Genomic DNA, 22969 nt, shown 5'->3' with positions numbered 1-22969 from the left:
TTAGGATCGAAGTCCGAGCCACCCTTCGCGCCTCCCATCATTAGCGTAGTCAGTGAGTTCTTGAAGACCTGCTCAAATGCGAGGAACTTTAAGATGCCCAGATTAACGGTGGGATGGAAGCGCAGGCCGCCCTTGTAAGGCCCGATGGCGCTGTTCATCTGGATGCGGTATCCACGATTAACCTGCATCTCGCCATGATCGTCGAACCACGGCACGCGAAACATGATGACACGTTCCGGCTCAACGATCCGCTCCAGGAGTCGGGTCGACTGGTATTCCGGATGCTTCGGCAAGACCAGCCGCAGAGAATCCAGTACTTCTTGAACCGCTTGATGAAATTCAGGTTCGGCGGGGTTCTTCGCCTTCACCTCGTTCATGACGTCGTCTATATAGTCGCTCGGCGTAGCTTTGATTCGCGGCGCCGTGACTGTCGTAGCCATAAGCCCTCCTTTGCCCCCAGTCAAAAAATATCCTGGCAGGCAGATCTCTTTCCCCATTACCACGGGGGAATTGGGTGAACCGGCTGATCTCCTTTCCTGCGAACTTCGTGGCCACGAGATCAACTAGCCTTCAAATGGCGAGGGATCTTTCAGGGGGGTTGCCTTACCGTTTCCGTGGCGACATCTTGCTCCACAGACCACACTTCTCCGGCGTCTCCCCAGGGGACTCTCGCACGCACTCCCGCAATGCAGGTTCGCTTCAAGCGAAGCGACACAAGGCGGGAGCAGTCTCCAACTGTGCGCGGCTCAGGTAGCGGTTCCGCTTTAACACCCGGCCCGAGTGACCAGGCTGGCGCGGCCTCGCCCCACGGACCATTTACGATGTGCTTGGAAGTCGGAATGCTCTTTACCGTGTCTCCCACGTGAACGCAGTCTTCAACCCTGGGAGTCTCTGGGAATTGCGAACCGGCAGGTACATCGAACGACCAGCCTGCCGCTGCTTCGCCCCACGGCACTTGAACCCGGGACGGCGGAGTTGCATGTTGAGAGGGTGAGTGAAGGAAGCAAACCTCGACCAAAACTGGTTCGGGTAGGGGTTCTGCGGGAAGATCTGACTTCAAGGACCAAGCCGCTGCCGCCTCGCCCCAAGCACCTTCCACCTCTGGCACTCTCGCAGAGGTTGACTTGATTGGGGGCGGTGGATGGCAGAAACACGGTCTCTCAAGCGTGTAATCTACCGCGCAATAGGGACATAAATACATAGACCACCCCCCATGCGCCATCTAAACGCTAGGCCGCCATCCCCTTTGAGGTCAAGCTACTGCGTCACACTGGTGATTTGCCTCCCGTTTCGGGAAGCGCTGCACACAAGGTACCAAGCCTGCCGCACGCCAGCATATTTGCTCGGGAGATTTCTCCAAGTGCTCCTGATTCGCAGGTCATCCTGTGTTTGCGTGAGACCGCATTGAACATGCCAACACCTAATTCTTGAAGAGCGTTCTCCCAAAGTCGTTCCGTTTCTACCCAGCTCTCAACGATTTTCCTTCCGCCGGAACGGAAGCAGGTTGAGTTCGTGCATGACTCTGAATTCAGCAGCTCGCTCAAAGACATGATCGAAGCACTCGGAGTGCCCCACACCGAAATCGATCTGTTGCTCGTAAATGGAATTCCTTCGCCTTTGTCGCAGCTAGTTCATGAGGGCAAGCGCGTGGCTACACCTTTTCTGACTTCTCATAGACGACCAGTTCGTTTTCGCCGCAGAGCTGATCGGGGTGATAGGTGGGAATGGGAAATTCTGCCTGCTTGAATACAACGGGAGCGGCTTTCTTCTCCACCATGCCGAGAGCAACCGCCACGCCGTAAATGATGGCCTCAGGCCGAGGTGGACAGCCGGGTATATAAAAGTTGACGGGGATGACCTTCTCCACCGCACCGAGAACGGCATAACTGTCGAACCACAGGCCTCCTCCACAAGCGCACGATCCGATGGCAAACACCAGCTTGGGCGCAGGCATCGCCTCGTAAGCGCGACGCAGCGCGTCGGCAGTCGAACGGAGAGCCGGTCCCTGGCAGAGCATCACGTCCGCGTGCCGTGGCGATCCGACCAGCTTGATCCCGAACCGCTCCACGTCGTAATAGGGCGTGAGCACGTTGAGGACTTCGATATCGCACCCATTACAGCCGCCACTGTTCGCATGATAGACCCACAGCGAACGGCGGAACATCTTCTGGCACAGGTTCTCCAGCATGGCTACCTCGGTGCTAGTCGAGTTCAATGCGAATATCGTCGACCAGCGGATCCCCCTCAAAGAATGATCGCGAACGGCATACCCAGCGCGCCTGCTCGAAATCGTCAAAGCGATACCCTGGCATTTTCAATTGCTCCAACACATCGGAAATCTTGAAACAACGTCCGCAGCGCTGGCAGGTGCTCATGAACAACTCCAATCGTTGCCGTAGATCGGCTACATCATTCGTAGCCTGCTCAAAGTCGCGGCTCATAGTGATGGCCTTTTCGGGGCAGACCTCGGCGCAGCGGCCACAATAAGTGCAGCGGTTCCCGATATAGTTCAAAACGCGAATTTCCTGGCAGATGTCGGTTACCAGAATTGCGCGTGCCGAACAGTTGCTGGCACAGCCGGCACAACCGATGCACTTGTCGCCGTTCCAGCGGGGCACGCCACGGAAGTTTTCCGGGGTGGGTTGCGCCTGGGCGGGATAGGGCAGAGTCACCTTTCCCGGCCTAAGACAAAGCAACGTTTCTTTGAGTTTGCTCAGCATCACCTGTTCGCCTTCTCAGTGACCATACGCAGCAACCACCAGTGCTCCCAAAGATGCGATGTCCATGACCACAAAGTAGCGGATGGCCTGGTCAATGCGGTAGCGGGCGTGGAGCGCCGCGATGGCGGTGACAAACAGCATCAGCACGACCACTTTCAGCCAAAAGACTAACCAGGCAATGAGCAGGTTCGAGGTCCCGGACCAGGGCGCGAACAATCCGATGAACAGCGCAGCAAAGACTACCAGCTTCGCCATTTGGGCATACTTGAACAGCGCCAGCTTGGGGCCGGAGTATTCCATCAACGGACCCTCGATGAGCTCGGTTTCGGCTTCCGAGGTGTCGAACGGAATTCGCTGCACAAAAGCCTGAAAGGCGAGCAGCATCAGAGCCAGCATCGCAAGGCCCGACCAGGGAATTCCTGCTACCGCATACACTCCTCCCTTCAATACGAGGTCGAGATGCAGCGATCCAACGTGCAAACCGGCGATCAGCACGGCAACGGCGAACAGGGGCTCAAGTGTGACCATGCTCATCATCTCCCGGCTGATCCCGACCAACGAATACGTCGACCCGGCAGCGAGGCCCGCCAGGATGGTGCAAATGCCCATGAGGGTGAGCAAATATACAAGCATGATCGCATCCCCGATGCTCGCACCCGGGGCCGCGGTTCCCATCGGCAGGACAAACGCAATCGTCAGCACGACTGCCAGCGCGAGATAAGCTGCAAAGCGCTGCATAGCAGGTACCTCACCAACTTCGATATCTTCTTTGCCGGCCAGCTTGAGCAAATCGTAGTAAGGCTGCCACAGCGGAGGTCCCTGGCGCGCCTGGATGCGCGCGACGATCTTTCTCTGCAGTCCGTGGAGGAAAGGAGACACGAGGAGCACCATAACCACGTTCAGCAGGCCAGCAGTGACGCTTGCAATCACGCGTTTTCTCCTCGCGCCGCACTCCGGGCTGACTGGGTTGCCCGCAACAGTTCTTCCTGGGTCCAGACCTTCAGTGTTCCCGAATGCACATCAATGGTTTCCAGCCGATCGGTGCAGGAAAAGCACGGGTCGATGCTGGCGAGCGAGATCGTCATATCTGCGATCCGCTGATCCTTGATCATGGTGGGGACAGCTTGCAGGTTTTGATAAGTCGGGGCGCGAACTCGCCACCGACGCGGCCGATTGTTCTCGCCGGTGACAATGAAGTGGTGGCTCTCGCCACGCGGCGCCTCTACGGAACTTAGCCCCATGCGAGCGGCGGGCAACTCCTCCTCAATTGCAGCCTGCAGCGGGCCGGCCTCCATCTTTTCCAGGCACTGCCGGATGATGCGAGTGGATTGAAACACCTCTTTCATTCGCACCAGTAAACGCGACCAAACGTCCCCATCCTGCTCAGTTATCACCTCCAAGGAAACGCGACTGTAGGCCGCATAGGGATGATCGCGTCGGCAATCGATGTCGACACCGGCCGCTCGCGCTACCGGGCCGACTGCAGCGGAATCCTTGACGAGCGCAGGATCAGCAACCCCCACTCCCCGTGTGCGTCGCTGAATATTGCGGTCTCCGCTGACCGCCGCAACCACTGCTTTCCACTCTTCCTCTAGCTTTTCCAGCACGGAGCGAAGCTCTAATTGCAGTTCAAGGCTGATGTCGCAGCGCACGCCGCCGATTACGCACAAGGAATAAGTCTTGCGATTGCCACTGATCTTCTCTGCAATCCGCATGACTGGTTCACGGATGCGGAACGCATGCATGAACAGGGTGTCGAATCCCAGAACGTGACACGCAAGTCCGACCCAGAGCAGGTGGCTGTGGAGCCGCTCCAGTTCCAGCATGATGGTGCGGATAAACTCGGCGCGCCGAGGCGGGGTGATCGCGGCGGCTGATTCGACAGCTTGTGCGTACGCCACACTATGTACGCAACCGCAAATTCCGCAGATGCGCTCGGCTAGCATCGGGATATCGTCATAGCCCATCACCGATTCGGCCAGCTTCTCGATACCGCGATGGGCCATGAATCCGCGGTACTCGCACCCACGGACGAATTCACCTTCCACGTAGAGCCGGAAGTGCGCGGGCTCGTCGAGCGTGGGATGAAACGGACCGAAGGGCACCACCGTACAGCCTTCCGGCGGTTCATCAAACGTGAACTCGCGGCGGCTGTCGAAGGCTTCGGGAACGTGGTTCCAGGGCACATCTTTGCGCAGCGGGTGGACGCCTTCAGGCCATCCGTCGGGCAGGACGAGGCGCTTCAGATAGCGATGCCCAACCGGCCGAATGCCAACCAAATCCCACATCTCGCGTTCGCCCCAGCTCGCCGCCGGTACGACGTCGGAAATAGTCTCGACTTCAGGGTTATCGCTGGGAAGGTATGCAAGGACACTGAACAGTAGGTGATCGCGATCCAGCGCAAAGTTGTGCGCAACCAGGAAGTTCCCGCTGTAAGGGCGATCATCCGCTCCCATCGTAAGCACGTAGCGGGCATCATAGCGACGGAAGAGGTAATAGCAGATGCCTTTCAGTGCCGCAGGCTCCACAAAAATGAACAAGCGCTGGTCGCTCGCAAGGTCAGCGCGCTTGATGGCTTGGCCGAAGCCATCCTTCAGCAATATGAACAATTGGCGAGCGATCATGGGTGCTTCTCGGCCTTCGCCGCCGAGCCTCCCAGGTAGCGAAAATAGGTTTTCAGCTCACCGTAAAAATTGTGAGCGACATAGCGGTAGCAGTCGGATTCAGTTGCGTATCCACAGAGCCATAAAGCGGCAGTGCGGCGCCGCGCGCCACCGATCTTTGAGGCAGCGGCCGCGACCGCAAACATCAATGCCATGACTGCCACCAGAGCCAGGGGCACAAATCGGCCGGAGTTGAGCAGTTCTGCACCGCTCAACCCGCCGGAATTCACCGGGACCACATCTGCAAGGCGCGCGATCACAGCCTCCGGGTTGTGGGAGATGGCGCGTCGCACCAGCGCAAACCCTATTGCAGGCCAGAGCCCGAGCAAGATGCAGAGCAGCGCGAGAAAAAGCTGAGGGATCTGCATCAGCCAGCCGGGCTCCAAGCGCCGGGTTTGCGCGCACGCCAGCACCAGGGCACTGGCACGCGACATGAAGCTCGCGCCGAAGAACTTGATGAACGACGCGAGCGTCACGCCACTGATAAAAATGGCGGCGATGGCGCACACTACCAGATAATGGGCGGCAGTAGCTCCGCGCAGGGCTGCTACGTAGATCGTCCATTTGCTGATAAAACCATTGAACAGGGGCACGCCGGAAATCGAGCAGGAAGCCACCAGGGTGGTCACTGCGGTTATAGGCATGAAGCGCATCAATCCGCTGACACGGTTCAAGTCCTGCGTGCCGGTCGCGTATAACATGGACCCGGCGTTGAAAAACAGAAGCCCCTTGAAGAGCCCATGATTGGCAACATGCAACAGCGCCCCGAACAGCGCGAGCGCAGCAACTGGCGCCAGCGCCGCGCCAGCAGGCAATAGCGCCATGCATATGCCGGTTCCCAGTAGGATGTAGCCGATCTGGCCGATGCTGTGATAGGCGAGTAAGCGCTTCGACTGCTCCTGTTGCAGCGCCTGCGTGGTGCCGGTGAACAGCGTAACTGTGCCAAGCGCCGCAACAATATTTCCCCAACTATGCAGGGGATACAGATCGAGGGCTTGTGCCGGGACCAGCCACAGAAAATAGCGAATCAATCCGTAAACGCCGGTTTTGATCATCACCCCTGACAACATTGCACTGACTGGCGAAGGCGCGGCTGGATGCGCGTCCGGCAGCCACACTTGCCCGAAAGGCCACATGCCCATCTTGATCCCGAATCCGATCATGAACAGAGCGAATGCGAATTGCGCCAGAAAGGGTTGGGCGGCGAGCAGTCGCGGCAGGTGTGCACTCACGGTTTGAAAGTCGTACTTGAGACTGCCTTCGCCGACAGCCGTGGCCACGATTTGCGCGCCAATCAACGTGAATGCACAGGCGATCTGCATCATGATCAGGTACTTGTTTGCGGCCCGAACCGCGGTCGGTTTGTGCCGTTCGAAACGGATCAGTGCATAACCGGGCAGGGTCATCAATTGCCAAAATATGAAGAAGAACCACATCATGTCCGTCGTGGTAAGCAAGCCGTACATGGCAGCGAGGAACAATAGAAAATTCGGGTAGTAACGGGCGACACCGTAGGCCGAGTAATGCTGCATGTAGGAGATCGAGTACAGTGCCGCAGGAACAGCAATCGCAACGGCCAGCAATAGAAACACGGAATTGAGCCCGTCCACGTGCAGGCGCAACGCGAAACTGAGGTTGGGCATCGACCAGAAACTCGCCGGCTTTTCCGAGGGTGCAAGAAGCCAGACACGTCCGCAGGCAAACACGACGAGAACAGCACTGGCCGCGGTGACGGCGAATGAAACCCAGGCCGCCAGGGTTCGGAACCGTGCGCATAAGAGCGTTATTACCGCGCCCGCAATGCAGAGCAGGATCGCAGCGACAATCGCGCGTTCCGGCGTCATTGTCCCACCCCTCCCGAGGCTGTCGCCCTGCCCTCACACGCGAGTTCGCCGAGCAGTGTGGAGACAGCACTTATCGTCGTCTGCAGGACCGGTGACAATTGTTTGCCAAAGGAAACCGATTCTGGTTGTGCTCCCAGCAACCAGACCCGCGTGTCGCCGTTGGCCTCCGCGCAGCGCGCCAAAACCCCGAGCGAAATCTTGTGAGTCGAAATCTGAGGGAATCGTTCGGCGATTTCTGCGCTCTTCATCAACACGAGCGAGCCCGCGTCAGCACCGAAATCAACCGCGTCGAGGAACAGCAGGGTCGAAAAGTGTTCATCGGCGATGCGGCCGATCCACCGCTCTGGTGTGCTCCTTGCCACGAAAACATTCGGCACACCTTTAGCCAGCAGCGCCTCCGCGAGTTGCACCCCAAAGCCATCATCAGCGCAGTCCACATTGCCGATACCAACAAAGCCCACCTGTCCTCTTAGCAAATCGGCGAGTTGTGCGCGCAAGTCGGGCATCAGATCTCCTCGCCCAATCGCTTTATCTGCTGATACGTAAAGACCGGGCCATCGATGCAGACGTAGGCGACACCGATACAGCAGTGTCCGCACTTGCCCACACCGCATTTCATATAACGCTCGAGCGTAGAAACAATGTTTGTCTGAGGCATTCCCATGGCCAGCAAATCCTTGATGACGAAGCGAAACATGATTGGAGGGCCGCAGACGAACGCAATCGTGTTCTCCGTCGGGACCTGTACCCCGGCCTTTTTGAACAGGCTGCCCACTACGCCCACATGTCCCGTCCAGCCGTCCTGGCCACGATCGACAGCCAGGTGGCACTCGACTCCCTCGCAGGCTTCCCACTCGCGCAGCTTCGGGACGTACATCAATTCTTTGGGCGTTTTCGAGCCGTAAAAGATCTGTATCCGGGCGTAATCGGCGCGATGAGCTAGCGCGTAAACAATGCACGACCGCAGCGGAATCAGCCCGATCCCGCCCGCAACGAAGACCAGGTTCTTGCCGCGATATTGTTCCATCGGAAACCCATTACCGTAGGGCCCGCGGACCCCAAACTGATCACCGGGACGCAACCGGTGCAGGGCTCCCGTACAACTGCCGACCTGCCGAATGGTAAAGAAGGTGTCGTTCTCAGTCGGACTCGGAGGCAAGGACGCGGGAAATTCGCCCACACCGAAGAGCGACACTTGTGCAAACTGTCCCGGCCGGAAATGGCGGAAGCGCTCCTGGTTTTCGGTTTCACGAAAATGCCAATAGAAGGTCTTGACCTCGGCAATATCGTCTTCCACACGATCAAGCACTGCCACCTTGGGCAGGTAAACGTTTTCAGTGAGAAACTGCTGCATGTTGCTCCGAGCTTGCACGGCGAATCATTTCCACCACGTTTGGCATGCCGATGTCCCCGTGGCACACGGTGGCGCAGCGCCCGCAACCCACGCAGGCCACCGACAATTCACGTTGCACGAAGTAATGGGCTAGTTTGCGAAAGAAGCGACGGTTTCGGCGGTCGTGCACTGCGCGGCGCGGATTGAAGCCGCCGGCCATGCGGGTGAAGCCGCTTAGTGCGCATGAGTCCCAGATTCGTACGCGCTCGGCTTCGCCCGGCCCGCTTTGCCGGTCGCTGACGGTGAAGCAAGTGCATGTGGGGCACACATAAGTACAGCCACCGCATTCTATGCAGCGGTCGGCGATCTCCTCCCACGTTTTCTCCGGTATCTCACCGCGCGAAATACAACGTACGCCAGCGGAGAACCAACTGGTTGCATGCTTGAACTTCTTCCGTGTTTCTTCCAGGACAGCTCGTCTGCGCGCAATATGTTCAGCAGTGCCTCGCCGAAAAATACTCTCTGCGAAGAGTGCTTCACCGGCGGCGCTGCCGGCAACGGCCATGTAGTCGTCGCCCAGATCGATGAGCTGAAGATCGAAGTGAGCGCGCGCCGCCGGGCCGGTGTCGGCACAGACACAGAAGCAATTGGCCCCGATATCTGCTTCCGGATCCGTGCACACAAAATTGACCAGGAACAGGTTCTGGCGGCGTTTTTCGTAATAGATGTCGCGATAGTCCCGTCCGAGATAGAACCGGTCCAGGTGGTAGACGCCCGCGATATCGCATGACCTCATGCCGAAGATCGCGCGTTTTCGATCATCATAAACAGGCTCGATGTGCACCTGTCCATTCCTGCGATGGACGGTGAGCAACGGCTCGAGGTGCGGAAGAACAAAGCGCTTTGGCGGATTGCAAGGATTTGGCGCATGCATTTGGATCTGCGATCTGTTTGCCGGCGTGACTACATCAAAAAAGGTGTCGACGCCATGATCCCGGAACAATGCCAGAACCTCATAGCCGGAAGCGCTCAGCAGGTCCACGATCTTCAGTACGTCGTTGCGTGCGACAATCCGCGCCCTCACGCTGCCTCCTTCTCGAGACGGATCCAGACCAGTGCTGCGCCACCCGCTACGCTTCCCAGAATCTGGCGCTCGACTTCCCGAACAAAGTACGGAACGCACACCGTGCCTCGCCGCACCTCGTCAGTTACTCGTGCGGTAGATACGGCAGCGGCATCGGGAGAAACGAGGCGGACCTTTTGCCCGTCGTGGATACCCAGGGCCTGGGCGTCAGCGGGATTGATCTCGACAAACCCTTGCGGATAGTCGAGCAGCAAAATGCGGTGTTCACGGCGAAGCGTCTCACTATGCTGAATAAGGACGCTTTGGTTCCAGTAGTACAGCGACTGACCGAAAACCAGGATGAGCGGGAACTCCGGTGGCGGCGGAATGATCGTCGGCTTGGCAACCGCCGCGAATCGGAACGCATGATTGCCATTGTGATTCCCGAACAGCAGTGATGTTCCTAGCGGCTGTTCTTTAGTGCATGGCCATTGCCGTCCGTAGTGGCTGCCGAGGTTACGGTAATTCACCCCACTGTAGAAGGGCACGACAGCCCCGATTTCGTCCATCACCTCCGCGGAGCTACGGTAACTCCAGTCCGCACCTAACAGACGAGCCACTCGGACCAGTTGTTCCCAAGCCGGTAGCGGTCCTGGGGGCGGCGCAACGGCCCGTTCCGCGAGCTGAATCCTTCGCTCCGTGCTGGTGAACGATACGCGCTCCTCTCCAAACGATGTCGTGGGGAGAACGACGTGGGCGTATTCCGCGGTTCCGGTCATGAAGAGATGCTGGACAACGATGAGTTCAAAATGGCGAAGCGAATTGGCAGGATCCCCAAAAAATGCCGTGCTGAATGGGTCGCAGCGACAGAGCCACAGCGCCTTCAAGCTGCCATCGCCTCGATCTGTCAGCATCGATCGTGCTCCAAATCCAGGGCTGGAAGGGATTGTCGTCTTCCAGAGCGCTTCCACCTCAGCTCGCGCCCTTGCATCGCCGACCGGTCGGTATCCCGGCAAGCGATCAGGGAGGACACCCATGTCGCAAACGCCTTGCAGATTGTTGTGTTCTGTGAGCGCGAAGATGCCGGCGCCGCGCTTGCCGAGATTCCCGGTCAACAGAGCCAAGTTGACGATGGCGCGGATACTGTCGCGCGTTCGCGACTCGATCCCCGTCGAGTACAGCACAGCCGCGCAGCGCGCGCCTGCGTAAACCTGCGCCGCCTCTTCAATCAAGTCGGGCGACACGCCGCAGCTCTCGGCTGCCTCGAACACGTCGTAAAGGCGGATATGTGCCAGGAACGACTCGTAATCGCGACAGTGTTTATGGATGAAAGAGTGGTTCATCAGGCCGCGGTCGACAATTGCCTTAGCGAGTGCGCCGTAGAGCATCGCCTCGGTGCCGGGGAGCACTTGCAGGAACAAATCAGCCGAGCGGGCGATTCGATGGTACCGGCTACCAATAACAATCAGCTTGGCGCCAGAGAGTTTGGCGCGGAGTACGGCGCCAGCAATCACGGGTAGACGGCGCGCGAGGTCGACGCCGTCAACGACGATCACTTCGCTGTTTGCCAGATCCGAAATGGAGTTGGTGGTGGCTGGCAGCCCCAGTGTTTCCAGTAACACGTTGATGGAGTTGTGGCAGTAAACCCCGCTTCCGTGGTCCACGTTATTGGTGCCGATCGCGGCGCGAGCTAGTTTTTGCAGAAGATAAGATTCTTCGTTGGCGCATCGGGGAGAATTGAGGAAAGCCAGCGCGTCCGGTCCGTCGCGCGCGCGGATTCGCATCAGCTTGTCAGCTACAAAGCCGAGGGCTTCGTCCCATCCCACTTCCTCTAGTGTGCCGTTCCTCCGCAACAGCGGCGACCGCAGCCGGTCAGGCGAACTGCACACTTCGTGCACGTGCCACCCGCGCACACACAGCCGGCCCGAGTTGGCGGGATGAGAAAGGCTTGGGTATGCGCCCACTACCCTCCCGTCACTGCTCTCCAGATAGAGGCCGCAACCAACGCCGCAAAACGTGCAAGTAGTCAGCGTCTGGGCCATCTGTCCCTTCTTCCCCGGTAGAGGCACGACAACGAGTCATCGGCCACGGCGGGTGAATGCACCAGTACGTGTGGAACGCCAATTTCTGCTAATAGCGTCTCGCTCCTGGAGTAGTCAGTCTGTGACGGGGAACACCACGAGGGGTGCCTGAGCCGACCACATCCGAAGCACCCCCGCAGGCAGTCTTGCCAAGGAGCGCACTACGGGAATGGCACCGCTACGAGTTGCTTCCAAGTAAAGAACTATGGCGACGAGTTTTGGGCGGCGTCGACGTCAAGGCAATCCCACCCCTGGCATGGAGGAGCGGAGGCAACCATAGGCGTAATTGCCGTATGAAGGCAGGAAATACATATAACACTTCACATCACTGAATTTCCGTACCCAATGTGGTATGAAGAATTCGGGCCGGGAGTCGTCCGAAAGTCCTCACTCGACCTCTGCACCAACGCGGGCTTGAGCGCGGCGACGCCCGGCAACCAGCTTGCGTGAACTCCGCATGGTCGCTACCCACAAATCCGAGGCCCCGGCGCCGGACGACCTGCTGGAAAGCTGTCGGAAAGCAAGAGAGCGCGCGCGCGACGTCGTAGCCATGTACAAAGAGTCTGCCCAAGAGAGCGCGACAGTGGTCGCCGACGTCAGAAAGCTGCGCGAGAATGGGGAGCGTCTGGTTCAGCGTTTCGAAGAAGACTTGGCAATCGCCCGAAGACTTCTTCCCTCCTCGCCGAAAAGCCCGGTAAAATTCGTCCGGCGAAAGCGACGGAGATGAGAGCAGACGAAAGCACCCGCCGCCCCTTGGCCTAGGGCGGCGCTTCTTATTTCTCGCGCAATACACGTAGAATCCGCACGAGCCCCACAGCTCGCGCCATCGGTTAAAGGGCGAGGGCTAACATCCCTCGCCTTTAGAAAGACACCCGCAGTTGTTGGGCTTCTCCACGTGATCAGGGTCACAGACCCGTGCCCACCTCCAATGGAGAATCTACAGAACGCACGCTGATTCCGTGCTGGAGTCAAGAGTGCACCTCACTCAAAGCAGCGAGTCTGCAGATCGTGGGCGCATCGTGGCGCCGGCATATTTGCGGAATCCTGCCTCACGCCTGCCTTCCCAGTGGAGTACATCATGAATTACTTCCGAGATCTCGCCGTCCATTCGTGCGGCCCGCATGGCAGCACTCATAGGAACCGATTGCTGAAAGGAATCGCAGATTTTGCGCAAGTGGTTAGGCGCTGCTTCTGCACGGTAATCCCCAAGCCGAGCGACCTTCCGGGGCTGGATCGTGGTTGGATCATCGCCAACCATAAGCTGGTCTCATTCCACGCTGCATTCTTGACGTCCTTGCTTAGCATTTCGACGAGTGTGGCGTCGAGGTTTGATGTCATGCGGCAGATGTTTCTCAGCGTGGAGGTAGTGATCTCTTCCATCATCTGGTATGCGGCCTGGCATACGAATATTGCCATCCACGAGATGGGGCACTATCTGGCCGCGGTCAGGACGAATAACCTGCGGCCAGAGCTTGAGGAACAGGCGCAGGCAAAACTCAAGCAGGGCGTATTGGGGAGACTGCGCTGGTATCTGGAGATGTTTGTGAAGATCCCCTGGGGAGCATTTCTTGGAGTCAACAAGGAGGCGGGCAGCTTTCACCCCAGTGTGAAGACACAAAATCTCGCGGTGGCAGCTGCGGGGCCAAGGGCGAGCAAAGTGCTCAGCCAAATCTTTTTTGTCCCGGGAATTCTCTTGATCATCATTGGTCTCCGCATGGCGTTTCCGGCAGCCGTCTACCTGGGCAGACTCTGCTTCACGATCGGCGTGGTTGCGCTTTTTGATTTCCTGCTGTCCGATGCCGGCAAGTACAAGGCATTCCGTGAACGGCAGGAAGAGGCGGCGGCAAAGGCAGCGGAAGTTAGGGTGGCTGAACCGGCCCGCATGACTCAGGAAGTACGTCCCGTGAAGCCCTCTGAGTTGCGACGCAAGCTGCGCCTGCACCGCTTGCAGGAACTGGAACTGCCTGACGGCCGGATTGTGTTTGCCCCCTGGGAATTTCGAAATTCGATTATGGGCGGACGTCACACCGAGGAGATGGGCGGTAATCTCAGTTTTCAGGAATTGATGTTCCTACCGCTCACCGCCAAAGACTATATCGAAGCCCAGCGGGTCACGAATCTTCTACAAAGCAGGGCCATCCAGATTATCCAGGACACCGAAGGACTGAATTTCGTCGGCATTGGCCTGGAGGGTGGGATTGTCGCCTCCTATGCCAAGGAAAAGGGTGACCTCCTGCCCGAAGAACGGGCATTGAGGGTTGCGGTGCAGGCGATCGAAGAATGTGGATTCGTGCCTGACCGGGACGTATGCCTTGCTCTGGATCCAGCCGCCAGCGAACTCAGCAATGCTTACCGCGAGAAGACCGGGGAGAAGGACTCGGTTGGCCAGTATCTGTTTTGGAGAGCCGAAGATCCTAGGGTGATGACCACCGACGAGATGGTGGATCTTTTTGTGAGCTGGGTGAAGAAGTATCCGATTGTCTCGCTAGAAGACCCCTTCGCGGAAGACGACTACGAAGGCTGGAAGAAACTGATGAAGGCGCTCGATCAGGAAATCCTGATCATTGGAGACGACCTGGTTACCACCAAGGATTCTACGATTCAGCGGTGCGCCGAACAGGGCCTGATTAATACCGCGCTGATCAAAGCTAATCAGATCGGAACATTGAGCGAAACCTTGCTAGCTACCCGCATAGCGAAACAGATGAAGCTCGCGCTGGTGGTCTCACACCGCTCGAAATCCCCCAATGAGGTGATGGAAGCGGACATCAGTTTCGCGGTCGGAGCGCTTGGCTTGAAATGCGGAGGTGGGGCTAACACCGAGAGGCTCGTCAAATATGGGCGAATCGTCGACCTCATGGAGATGGCCAAGAAAGGAACTAAGGTTACGCGGAGACTCGACCCCGATCTGGTGATTGCGGATATATCCGCTCACGAGGAACCGACCAATGCCGGCATTCCGACCGTGGGAGTTGTTGTGATGCTGGACAATGGAATGAAATTCTCCGGCGCTACCCCACTCGGCACGTCCGCAGGGACGGACGAAGCCATCCACCTGGTTGACAGCATTATCGAAGCATCGCCACTTACCAGAAAGTATTCGCAGTATTTCGTCTACAAAGAGAAGGAAAAGACTTACCGCTTCGCATCGGGAGTCAAGGCTGAAACTCTCGCCACCGAGAATCGCGAACTTGCCGACTTGTGGGTACGGTCAAAACGCTATGGCGGCAAGGGCTGTCTGAACGCAGTGCACAATGTCACGGAGGTCCTGGCTCCTCGCTTCCTGGGACAGAAGATCTCGGCGCTGGGTACGCTGGCCGACATCGATCGCGAACTCCTGCTGATGGAGCTGGACCTGGCAATGAAGCGGGGGAAAATCGCACTCGGCGCTTCTGACGAAGAGAAAGTCCAGATCATGCAGCGCAAGGCCAACCTCGGCATGAACGCGGTGCTGTCGCTGTCGCTTGCCCTTGGACGGCTGGTGGCCGCAAGGGATGGAAAGGAACTGCCTGACATCCTTCACGAACTGGAAACAACCATCGACCGCGACGTTCTGTACGGCATTAAGGAGCGAATGCAGGAGCCGGCAAGGGAGCTAGCAGTCGTCGGGACTCGGTAAGGGGAGGTTCTCCTCCCGGCATATCTTTTCGAGCTGGCTAACCGACCAGGGTGCTTTGAAATCGTAAAACACGCGGTAGGGCTGCTGCAGGAGTTCAATAACGCCTTGGCATTGCGGGTCGGCCCATTCGGGGAGTACGGACCTGACCTCGTCCAGTTTCGCGCCGCTCAGCTTCAGCGTGATGAGAGCCAGCACGTTGCGGGGGTGAAGGGAAAGCTCCTCGAGGCCACCTTTTAAGATCTGCTTTCGTGCTAATAGAATCCTGCGTTCGCCTACGCTGTGCAGAACCTGCATGTATTTCTCAAACAGGACCCACTCGTTTACCAGTAATCCGATTTCCGAGGGGGTAAAGGATCGCCAGAAGGCAACGGGGTAAGAGAGGCACAGAAAACGTCCCAACATGAACGCTCCTGCCTCATAGCCGGAAATATGTTCGCGCAAGCATTTCGCTAGTGCGTGTTTGAAGAACCTTATTTTCCTCCCCAGTGTGAGCATCTCGAAGACATTGCTTTGCCCCAGGTGGTCGCCTATGTCGCTTTTGAGGACTTCCTCCATGTAAAGAGTTTCGCTTTTGTCAAACCAGGCGTTTACCAGGGGTTGGGCTTGCTCCAATTCGCCGCGCAGATCAAAATTTACGAGCCGTACGACTTCACTCAATGTCGAGATCTGGTCAATCTCGAGCCCTCGAGTTAATTGCTTGTAGTAGCGATAGGCGTAAGCGATGGAGGCAAAGGATTTCTTTTCGCCCTCATCCATCTCGACCGCCTCACCTTTCATGTATCGCAGCAGGCGCGCCGGTTTGTACTTGGCTTGTCCCTGATAGAGGCATCTTCGCCGCGACGAAACAGTGATCCAATCCCCCTCCCTGATTTCCTGGCCCGCCGCATTGAACAAACCTCCGCCAGGGTTCAGCTGTACCCCGCTCTTCTCCAGGCTCAACAGCGCGGGAATACCCAAGCTCTGGCATATGGTGACGACATGGACAGCGGCTGAGGTCAGGCTGACGATGGCATCCATCTCCCGCATCACCACGGTGTCGGTCGGCACAAAGGTTTGTTTGCAGAGGCATACCTTCTCGCCCTGACTCTTTGCCCTTAATGCTTCATCCCCGGTGAAATACATGCGTGCCGAAACCGCCGACCTCGGCAGGACCGCAATCCCCGAGCAGAAGGGAGTGAGCAGGCTGAAGTCATCCTGATCGATGGTATCGCTTGTGAGTTGCTTGAGGTGGTAGGGACGAACGAGCTCGGAAACTCGCTGCCGGGAAATCGTGCCCGCCTTATGCATGTCGACCGCCGCAGTGATGGCTGCCCGTCCTGACATACCGCACTGGTTGACCTGCAGTAGAGCGAATAGTTGATGCCGTTCTGTGGCCTCGACTGCGAATTCGATCGTGACCGGCGATTCGAACTCCCCTTCCAGATCCCCGAGGTGGGGAAGGAAATGGTAGACGCCAGGAAATGTTTTCCTGATCGCTTCCGGATCTTCGAAAGACGTAGCCTGGATCTCGGCAGTGCCGGTCATCATTTCTTCGCCAAAAATGTTGCGAGCCGTTTGCAGTTCAATCCCCGTTCCTGTGTGGGTGTCGCGACTGGAAATGACACCGGCATAAGCGCTTTCATGGCGCACGGTGCAGATCATTTTTTGGAGGATGAGACTGGGGTAGTGTTCTGTTCCACGACACAGGGTTAGCACGAGATCCTGATTCGCTTCGAAGTCTTGATAGGCCAGTTTCGCGAAGAAGATGGCTTGAGCGATTGGACTATCCACAAGATTTCGATCACTGGATCTCACCGTCGAGCTGAGCTGGTCGATCAGGCGTGCCACTTGACCCGGCGAGAGGTTTGAACCCGACTTCTTGATTAGGGCAAGGTACTCGTCATGGTGTAGCGCTTGACAGAGATTTCGCAAATTGTTCAGGAACATCCTGCGAGCTGCGACCGTGCCATACATCTGTTCCAGGCTTGGCAACGTACCCTCTGTCACTCCGACATTGAGGTAGGTATCCATGAGTCCGGGAATATAGGTGGGGGTAGCGCAGCGCATGGCAAACACCAAGGGATTTCTGGAATCGCCGAGCCTCTGCATAGTGAGAGTCTCGAGTTGCCGGGTGGCCTTGGAGACATGTTCCTCGAGATGCTGTGCCCGATCGAGATAGCCAAGCGATGTCAGCACGACAAAATCTGGCACCGGATAGCCCTGCTGGCTCAATTTCAGGAGAATGGAGCCCTTTTGACTGATCTTTTGTTCGGAGTGCGCCTGACAGCTCGTGGAAGGAACCACGAAATCACTTTCGACCGGCTGCCCTCGAACTGCAACGTCGGAAGCCTGGACAGCGAGCGCTAGATCTCCAGCGGCCCTGAGGTCTCCGTGACGCGCATCCAGAATCAGCTTTAGATGTGCCTTAGCTTTTTCGAAGTCATCGCAGCAGAGCAGCGGAATATCTGCTTCGCTGACCGCAATGCAATTGGTTGCTCCGTCGTCCAGTTCATATTCGATTACTGGCGGAGATTGTCCGGTACCCTTCACGGTTCCGGTTTGACCGCGCCCAAAATGCAAATCTCTGCTGGCCAGGAGATTGCGCTGGTTAACAAAATTACCGCGAAGTTTGAAGTCGCGGATTCCCGTGCTTAGGAGAATTGCCATAACGCCTCAGAATCAGGAATACAGCGGTCGCGAAAATCGCGACCTCAGAACCTGCCCGACCTCATGGGCCGGTCCAATTCCCAACCCGGTATCGTCATCACGACAGCTGTTTCGCGATTGTGCGAAGGTGCTCAAACTCATATGTTCCCAGGCCGCGTTGGGCTGCCATCTGCAGATAGGGAAGAGCGGAAACCTTCAGGTCCCAATAGGCATTGGCTACATAAGCATCGACCGCGACTGGATCAGTGCTGGCCACCAGCGTCTTCTTGAAAACGACGTCTTCCAGGTTGCCTCCGGTGGGTCCGTTTCGCATCAGAACTCGGTAGCAATCGATGAGCGTTAGTGTCGGACGCATGAAATCTGCGAGATCCACCAGGCTTTCGTGGATCTTTTGATGCAATTGATGGCGGGGGCCGCCCAGGATGCCGTACCAGTTTTTCATTCCCAGGGTGGTACCAGTCAGGCTGTGGTGTTTGGCGATCGGGACGTTGATGATTTTGTCGACGTTGAGGAAGGGATCGAAGACCGGCCACTCGCGCAGCACTGCGCCTTGTAGATCCACGTCCCTGAATCTGGCGGGTTCGGGCAGGATGACCTCCGCCCCCTCGCGCCGCGCCGCTTCGGCAATGCCCGAACGCTGGAAGCACCGTCTGGCCTCGTTACAGCTGACGTCGGTGACAATGACATTCTTGGCTCCGGCGTTCCAACATTGGCGGACTATCTCGGCAACGATTAGCGGGTTGGTATTGGCCGCCTGTTCGGGAGTGCGGTCCCAGCCTATGTTGGGCTTCACCAGAACAATGTCGGCGCGCGAGATGAAGCGGCTCATGCCGCCTAAGGCCTCGATGGCTTCACGCGCCAGTTGCGCAGGATTTGCACCCTGAATGACTGCCATCTCGGGCAGTACTGGATTGGCGGCGACAGCATGACTACGTTTCCGACTTGTCGCCAGCTCTGGCTGAGGATGCTGATTGCGCTGGCTAAGCCAGAATCCGAGCCTGGTAGTTCCCGCGGCAATTCCACCCAGCCGGAGCAGTTGGACTAAAGCCTCGCGACGGCTGATTGTTGGGTTGGTGGCCGGCGGCATATTCGCACCGCCTTTTGATTTTTGTTCAGCAGCTAGATTCTAATTTCGTTCCGGTGGTCCCACCTGTGCAACCCGTCACACTGCCCTGTGCGCGACAGCTAACGATTGCAGTAAAAGCTGCTCTGGGTTTGGTTGGATTCAGCGCGGTCATCGGCCAGATTCTTCTCATGCGGGAACTTATCGTCGTGTTCAACGGCAATGAGATTTCTCTGGGAATTATGCTGGCGACGTGGCTTTTATGGACTGCCGCCGGAAGCAGCCTGGCCGGCCGGATGGGAATCGGCCAAAACAATGCTCGGACGGCGGTGGCGGCGATCGAATGCCTGCTGGGCATTAGCCTGCTGCCAACGATTTGGATCGTACGCACCTCCAGGGCTTTCTTTCAGACAGTGCCGGGAGAACTGGTGGGTCCGCTGCCGATGCTGCTCACGTCCCTGGTGTGCCTGGGTACGTTTTGTGTTCTCTCAGGATGCCTGTTCGTCGTGGCGGCGCGCATGTACCAACAGGAGTGCGCGGTTTCCGGCCGCCTCGCGAGCAGTTCGGCCTACTTGCTTGAGGCCATCGGCTCCGGTTTGGGCGGAGTCCTGGCCAGCATCGTTTTGCTGCGTTTCCTGAGCTCTTTTCAGATTGCCATTCTCGTCGCCCTGCTGAACCTATGCATGGCCGCGACCTTATTATTGCGGATGAAGCCCAAACAGGTGGCGGGTTGGGTTGTGGCAGCCGCCTGCTTTGCGATTCCGCTTCTTTTATATATCGCGCCATCCTTCGACAGGTCTGCACAACAACGCCTGTGGCGAGGATTCAGCGTCTTGGGAATTCGCGACTCGATCTACGGCAATCTCACGGTCGTCGAGACCGGTAATATCCGCAGTATTTACGACAACGGTGTGATCCTGGCCAGCACGCCTGATCCAAATGCTGCCGAAGAGGCCGTCCACTACGCCCTGCTTGAGCATCCTGCGCCGAAGCGAGTCTTGCTCATGGGCGGCGGTGTCAATGGTAGTATTCCCGAAGCGCTGAAGCATCCCACCCTGGAGCAGCTCGACTATGTTGAGCTCGACCCCACACTGATTCATCTATTCCGCGAATTTTTCCCGACGTATTCGGCGCCCGCTCTTTCTGACCCTCGCGTCCACATCCATTACGCGGACGGGCGGCACTATCTCCAGATGGCGGCTGATTCATTTGATGTAATCATTCTGAATCTGCCCGACCCCCAAACCGCGCAGCTCAACCGTTTCTACACGGCCGAGTTCTTTCATTCGGCTCGTCATCATCTCGCTGCTGGAGGGCTGCTGGCGTTAGACCTGCGCTCGTCGGAGGACTACATCAGCCCAGAATTGGCAGAATTTCTGCGCTGCATTCACCATACGCTGCGACAGGTTTTTCCTCAGGTCGTCATCATCCCCGGCGAAACAGCACACTTCTTCGCGGCTGTGCAACCGAATGTTTTGACCGATGATCCGCAAGTATTGATTTCCCGGCTGCAGAGCCGGCATCTGCAGACGCAATACGTGCGGGAATATTTCATCCCATTTCGCATGATGCCGGATCGCATGGCTCAAGTTCGTGAGCTGCTACAACCGCTGCCTGCGACGCCAGTCAATCGCGACTTCGAGCCGATTGCCTACTACTTTGACGTGGTGTTGTGGAGTGCTCAGTTCAAATTGGCCTATTCCCGTCTATTCCAGGCTGCAGCGCACATTGCCTTCAGGCCGATTATCGACGGAGTGCTTGTCGCACTGCTGCTCGTAGCCGCTGTACTCGGGTATCTGCCCGCACGGGAGCGACGCGCGCGGGCAGCGGCGGCCTACTGTGTGGCGGCGACGGGGTTCACGCTGATGGCTTTACAGATTTTTCTCCTGCTGTCGTTCCAGTCTCTTTTCGGCTATGTCTACCATCAACTTGCGATCCTGATCGGTATGTTCATGGCGGGCATCGCGTTTGGGAGTTGGCTGGGGATCGCTCGCACTCGTGCTTCCGATAGCGGGCCAAACATGACAACTGCCGCAATCGCTCAACTTCTGCTAGCCCTATCAGCGCCAGTACTGCTGTTTGGAGTGAGCCTGCTGTCCCGAAGCTCTAGCGGACCGGGCATTCTTTTGGGTGCGCAGCTTGCTTTTCCAGCTTTAGCGGTATGGTGCGGAATAGCGGGGGGATATCAGTTTCCCATCGCCACAGAGATTTATCTTGGCGGTCGTCGAGCCGAAACCGGTGTGGGCGTACTCTATGCGATCGACTTGCTTGGCGGTTGTGCCGGCGCTTTGTTGTTGAGCAGTTATCTCATTCCGGTATTCGGGTTTTGGAAGACCGCATGGCTCACTGCCGCAGTCAACCTGGCGCCCCTGCTTCTGGCTAGCCGGTTGAGCCTGGCAAAGAGCGCTCGGACATAACCAGTCAGTTCTCCCCAAACACGACTGCGGTAAACATGAAGATGTCGGTGTTCTCATCCTTCCAGCAGCCGAAGTGCATGCCGGCCTTAGCGCAGGTTTCATCCAGGAACCGCTTGCGATCCCATTTTTCTTCTACAGGAACTTGTGGCAGCAACAGGCCCTCACGACTGCCATTCTTCATCAGCAGACCGTGCCGGCCGACTTGAACTTGTTGAATATCCTGCACGCGCCGCAGCGGTGAAAGCACGGAGATTTCATATTGGAGTTGCGGCAACTCGGAGCTGGAGACTGGCCTGAATCGCGGATCGCGCAGGGCAGCCAGCGTGGCGGTGTCCCGCACTGCCAGGTAGAGAGGCTTCATCGCAGAGGTGTAGCCAATGCATCCTCGCAGCTCACGCGACTCTCGCAAGGTCACAAAGGCGCCGTGCTCCTGATTCAGCACCTCGCTGGTACTCGAAGTTGGTTGATACGCGCTCTTTTCCTGTACGGCGTGTTCTACAGACGTGCGAGCCAGAGCAAGCAGTTCGCTTTTCTCGCGCGCGGTCAGTGAGAACGGCGGTTCAGCGGACTGAGAGTGTGGAGTCTTCACCAGAGCCACGGCGCTATATCCCACAACCCGCGAGCGGTCTGATGTTACGTCGCCCGAATTGGCATACTTCAGCACCTGAGCCTGATTTGCACCCAGGCGTTCGGCGGCGATCATCGCGGCCACGATTGGTGCGCCGCCACAAGCTTCCCAAACTCGTGCCCCGAAGTTCTGCGACATGCTGAAGTAGTCCCACGCCTGTAGTGCGCTGAGTGTTTTGTGGTCGATCTTCACCGCCTCGTCGTAAGGGTGATAATGCGAGAGGTCGGAGCTCGCCACGATCAGCGTGTCGTTACCGTGGATCAGCTTCGCAAGAGCTACTCCCAAGGCACGGCTGCTTTCATAACTCCGATCGCCCATGACGATGGGCACGAGCTGGAAATCACTCAGAACCCGTTGCAACCACGGTAACTCCACCTCGAGTGCATGCTCAGTGCCATTGGGGGTAGGAAGATGTCCGCGGCCCGAGAGCTTGATGCTGGGGCTCATCTTCACCAACTGTGCGGCGAAGGCATGGTCCACACGAACCGTTCCGAGCGGCGTCGTGTAACCGTCACCGTCATAGATTGAGGTGAATTCAAAGGATTCGTAATGCGACGGGGCGATCACCACGACTCGGGAAAACTTCTGCCCTTTCAATGCCGCATACGTGAAGGCAGCGACAGGGCCGGAGAATTGATAACCCGCATGTGGTGCTACAACAGCGACAATCGAGCCCGTGATCGGCGGCGGCGATGCATGTGCCAGCATGTCATCCATCATTGCCGTGAGCGCCTTGGGGTCGGCTGGATAGAAGCCGCCTGCCACTCCAGCCGGCCGCAGGTGTTCCGGGCTCATAGCCGAATCGTGCCGGAATGCCGCAATCAGCAGAACCGTGATCAGTAGGATCGCCGCACGATACATTGCGCCGCGAATTTTCATACTCATGCGCGAG

General features: G+C 57.6%; 15 protein-coding genes. 2 read left to right on the top strand and 13 right to left on the bottom strand.

All coding sequences use genetic code 11. The features are described from left to right. The 10 genes from VEG30_00715 to VEG30_00670 form a co-directional block, all read right to left on the bottom strand. Nucleotides 1–440 (bottom strand): Glu/Leu/Phe/Val dehydrogenase dimerization domain-containing protein (locus tag VEG30_00715; protein HXZ78420.1); only part of this gene is annotated, 440 nt, incomplete at its 3' end. A gap of 1211 nt (nt 441–1651) precedes the next feature. Beyond that, nucleotides 1652–2215 carry an NADH-quinone oxidoreductase subunit B family protein gene (locus tag VEG30_00710; protein HXZ78419.1) on the bottom strand — a complete coding sequence of 188 codons (564 nt, stop codon included), beginning with the start codon at nt 2213–2215 and terminating at the stop codon, nt 1652–1654. Then, nucleotides 2202–2720, bottom strand: a complete 519-nt coding sequence (locus VEG30_00705; protein ID HXZ78418.1) for a 4Fe-4S dicluster domain-containing protein — start codon at nt 2718–2720, stop codon at nt 2202–2204. The genes VEG30_00710 and VEG30_00705 overlap by 14 nt, the downstream gene beginning before the upstream one ends. A 15-nt stretch (nt 2721–2735) precedes the next feature. Next, nucleotides 2736–3650, bottom strand: coding sequence for a complex I subunit 1 family protein (locus VEG30_00700; protein HXZ78417.1), 915 nt, complete (start codon nt 3648–3650; stop codon nt 2736–2738). After that, nucleotides 3647–5344: an NADH-quinone oxidoreductase subunit C gene (locus tag VEG30_00695; protein ID HXZ78416.1), complete on the bottom strand. Its 1698-nt coding sequence runs from the start codon at nt 5342–5344 to the stop codon at nt 3647–3649. The genes VEG30_00700 and VEG30_00695 overlap by 4 nt, the downstream gene beginning before the upstream one ends. Next, nucleotides 5341–7227: a proton-conducting transporter membrane subunit gene (locus VEG30_00690; GenBank protein HXZ78415.1), complete on the bottom strand. Its 1887-nt coding sequence runs from the start codon at nt 7225–7227 to the stop codon at nt 5341–5343. The genes VEG30_00695 and VEG30_00690 overlap by 4 nt, the downstream gene beginning before the upstream one ends. Then, nucleotides 7224–7724, bottom strand: coding sequence for a hydrogenase maturation protease (locus VEG30_00685; protein ID HXZ78414.1), 501 nt, complete (start codon nt 7722–7724; stop codon nt 7224–7226). Before VEG30_00685 ends, VEG30_00690 begins: the two co-directional genes overlap by 4 nt. 8 nt (nt 7725–7732) lie before the next feature. Continuing rightward, on the bottom strand, nt 7733–8581 hold the full coding sequence (locus tag VEG30_00680) for an FAD/NAD(P)-binding protein (protein ID HXZ78413.1): 849 nt from the start codon (nt 8579–8581) through the stop codon (nt 7733–7735). Further along, on the bottom strand, nt 8562–9644 hold the full coding sequence (locus VEG30_00675) for a 4Fe-4S dicluster domain-containing protein (GenBank protein HXZ78412.1): 1083 nt from the start codon (nt 9642–9644) through the stop codon (nt 8562–8564). The genes VEG30_00680 and VEG30_00675 overlap by 20 nt, the downstream gene beginning before the upstream one ends. Beyond that, nucleotides 9641–11665: a molybdopterin-dependent oxidoreductase gene (locus VEG30_00670; GenBank protein ID HXZ78411.1), complete on the bottom strand. Its 2025-nt coding sequence runs from the start codon at nt 11663–11665 to the stop codon at nt 9641–9643. Before VEG30_00670 ends, VEG30_00675 begins: the two co-directional genes overlap by 4 nt. Before the next feature lie 1117 nt (nt 11666–12782). On the opposite strand from VEG30_00670, the gene VEG30_00665 reads away from it, so the two are divergent. Next, nucleotides 12783–15323, top strand: coding sequence for a hypothetical protein (locus VEG30_00665; protein ID HXZ78410.1), 2541 nt, complete (start codon nt 12783–12785; stop codon nt 15321–15323). On the opposite strand, the gene VEG30_00660 is transcribed toward VEG30_00665, so the two are convergent. Together VEG30_00660 and VEG30_00655 are read right to left on the bottom strand one after the other, a co-directional pair. Beyond that, nucleotides 15300–17969: a hypothetical protein gene (locus VEG30_00660; GenBank protein ID HXZ78409.1), complete on the bottom strand. Its 2670-nt coding sequence runs from the start codon at nt 17967–17969 to the stop codon at nt 15300–15302. The two genes, VEG30_00665 and VEG30_00660, sit on opposite strands and share 24 nt — an antisense overlap. A 97-nt stretch (nt 17970–18066) precedes the next feature. Further along, complete coding sequence (locus VEG30_00655) at nt 18067–19056, bottom strand: DUF362 domain-containing protein (GenBank protein HXZ78408.1); 990 nt, start codon at nt 19054–19056, stop codon at nt 18067–18069. 167 nt (nt 19057–19223) lie between these two features. Here VEG30_00655 and VEG30_00650 point away from each other — a divergent pair, with 167 nt between their 5' ends. Next, on the top strand, nt 19224–21449 hold the full coding sequence (locus VEG30_00650) for a hypothetical protein (protein ID HXZ78407.1): 2226 nt from the start codon (nt 19224–19226) through the stop codon (nt 21447–21449). Nucleotides 21450–21453: 4 nt separating this feature from the next. On the opposite strand, the gene amrB is transcribed toward VEG30_00650, so the two are convergent. Beyond that, nucleotides 21454–22962, bottom strand: a complete 1509-nt coding sequence (gene amrB / locus VEG30_00645; GenBank protein HXZ78406.1) for an AmmeMemoRadiSam system protein B — start codon at nt 22960–22962, stop codon at nt 21454–21456. Between the last annotated feature and the right edge of the window lie 7 nt (nt 22963–22969).

This window comes from Terriglobales bacterium, assembly GCA_035624455.1.
Lineage (GTDB): Bacteria > Acidobacteriota > Terriglobia > Terriglobales > Acidobacteriaceae > DASPRM01.
Note: the sequence above shows the minus strand (reverse complement) of the source record. Positions and strands in the feature narration are given on the sequence as shown.

Coding starts and splice junctions, on each gene's coding strand:
- VEG30_00690 (HXZ78415.1), bottom strand. CDS start 7,227: ATGACGCCGGAACGCGCGATTGTCGCTGCGATCCTGCTCTGCATTGCG.
- VEG30_00655 (HXZ78408.1), bottom strand. CDS start 19,056: ATGCCGCCGGCCACCAACCCAACAATCAGCCGTCGCGAGGCTTTAGTC.
- VEG30_00650 (HXZ78407.1), top strand. CDS start 19,224: ATGCGGGAACTTATCGTCGTGTTCAACGGCAATGAGATTTCTCTGGGA.
- VEG30_00705 (HXZ78418.1), bottom strand. CDS start 2,720: ATGCTGAGCAAACTCAAAGAAACGTTGCTTTGTCTTAGGCCGGGAAAG.
- VEG30_00680 (HXZ78413.1), bottom strand. CDS start 8,581: ATGCAGCAGTTTCTCACTGAAAACGTTTACCTGCCCAAGGTGGCAGTG.
- VEG30_00665 (HXZ78410.1), top strand. CDS start 12,783: ATGAATTACTTCCGAGATCTCGCCGTCCATTCGTGCGGCCCGCATGGC.
- amrB (HXZ78406.1), bottom strand. CDS start 22,962: ATGAGTATGAAAATTCGCGGCGCAATGTATCGTGCGGCGATCCTACTG.
- VEG30_00670 (HXZ78411.1), bottom strand. CDS start 11,665: ATGGCCCAGACGCTGACTACTTGCACGTTTTGCGGCGTTGGTTGCGGC.
- VEG30_00695 (HXZ78416.1), bottom strand. CDS start 5,344: ATGATCGCTCGCCAATTGTTCATATTGCTGAAGGATGGCTTCGGCCAA.
- VEG30_00660 (HXZ78409.1), bottom strand. CDS start 17,969: ATGGCAATTCTCCTAAGCACGGGAATCCGCGACTTCAAACTTCGCGGT.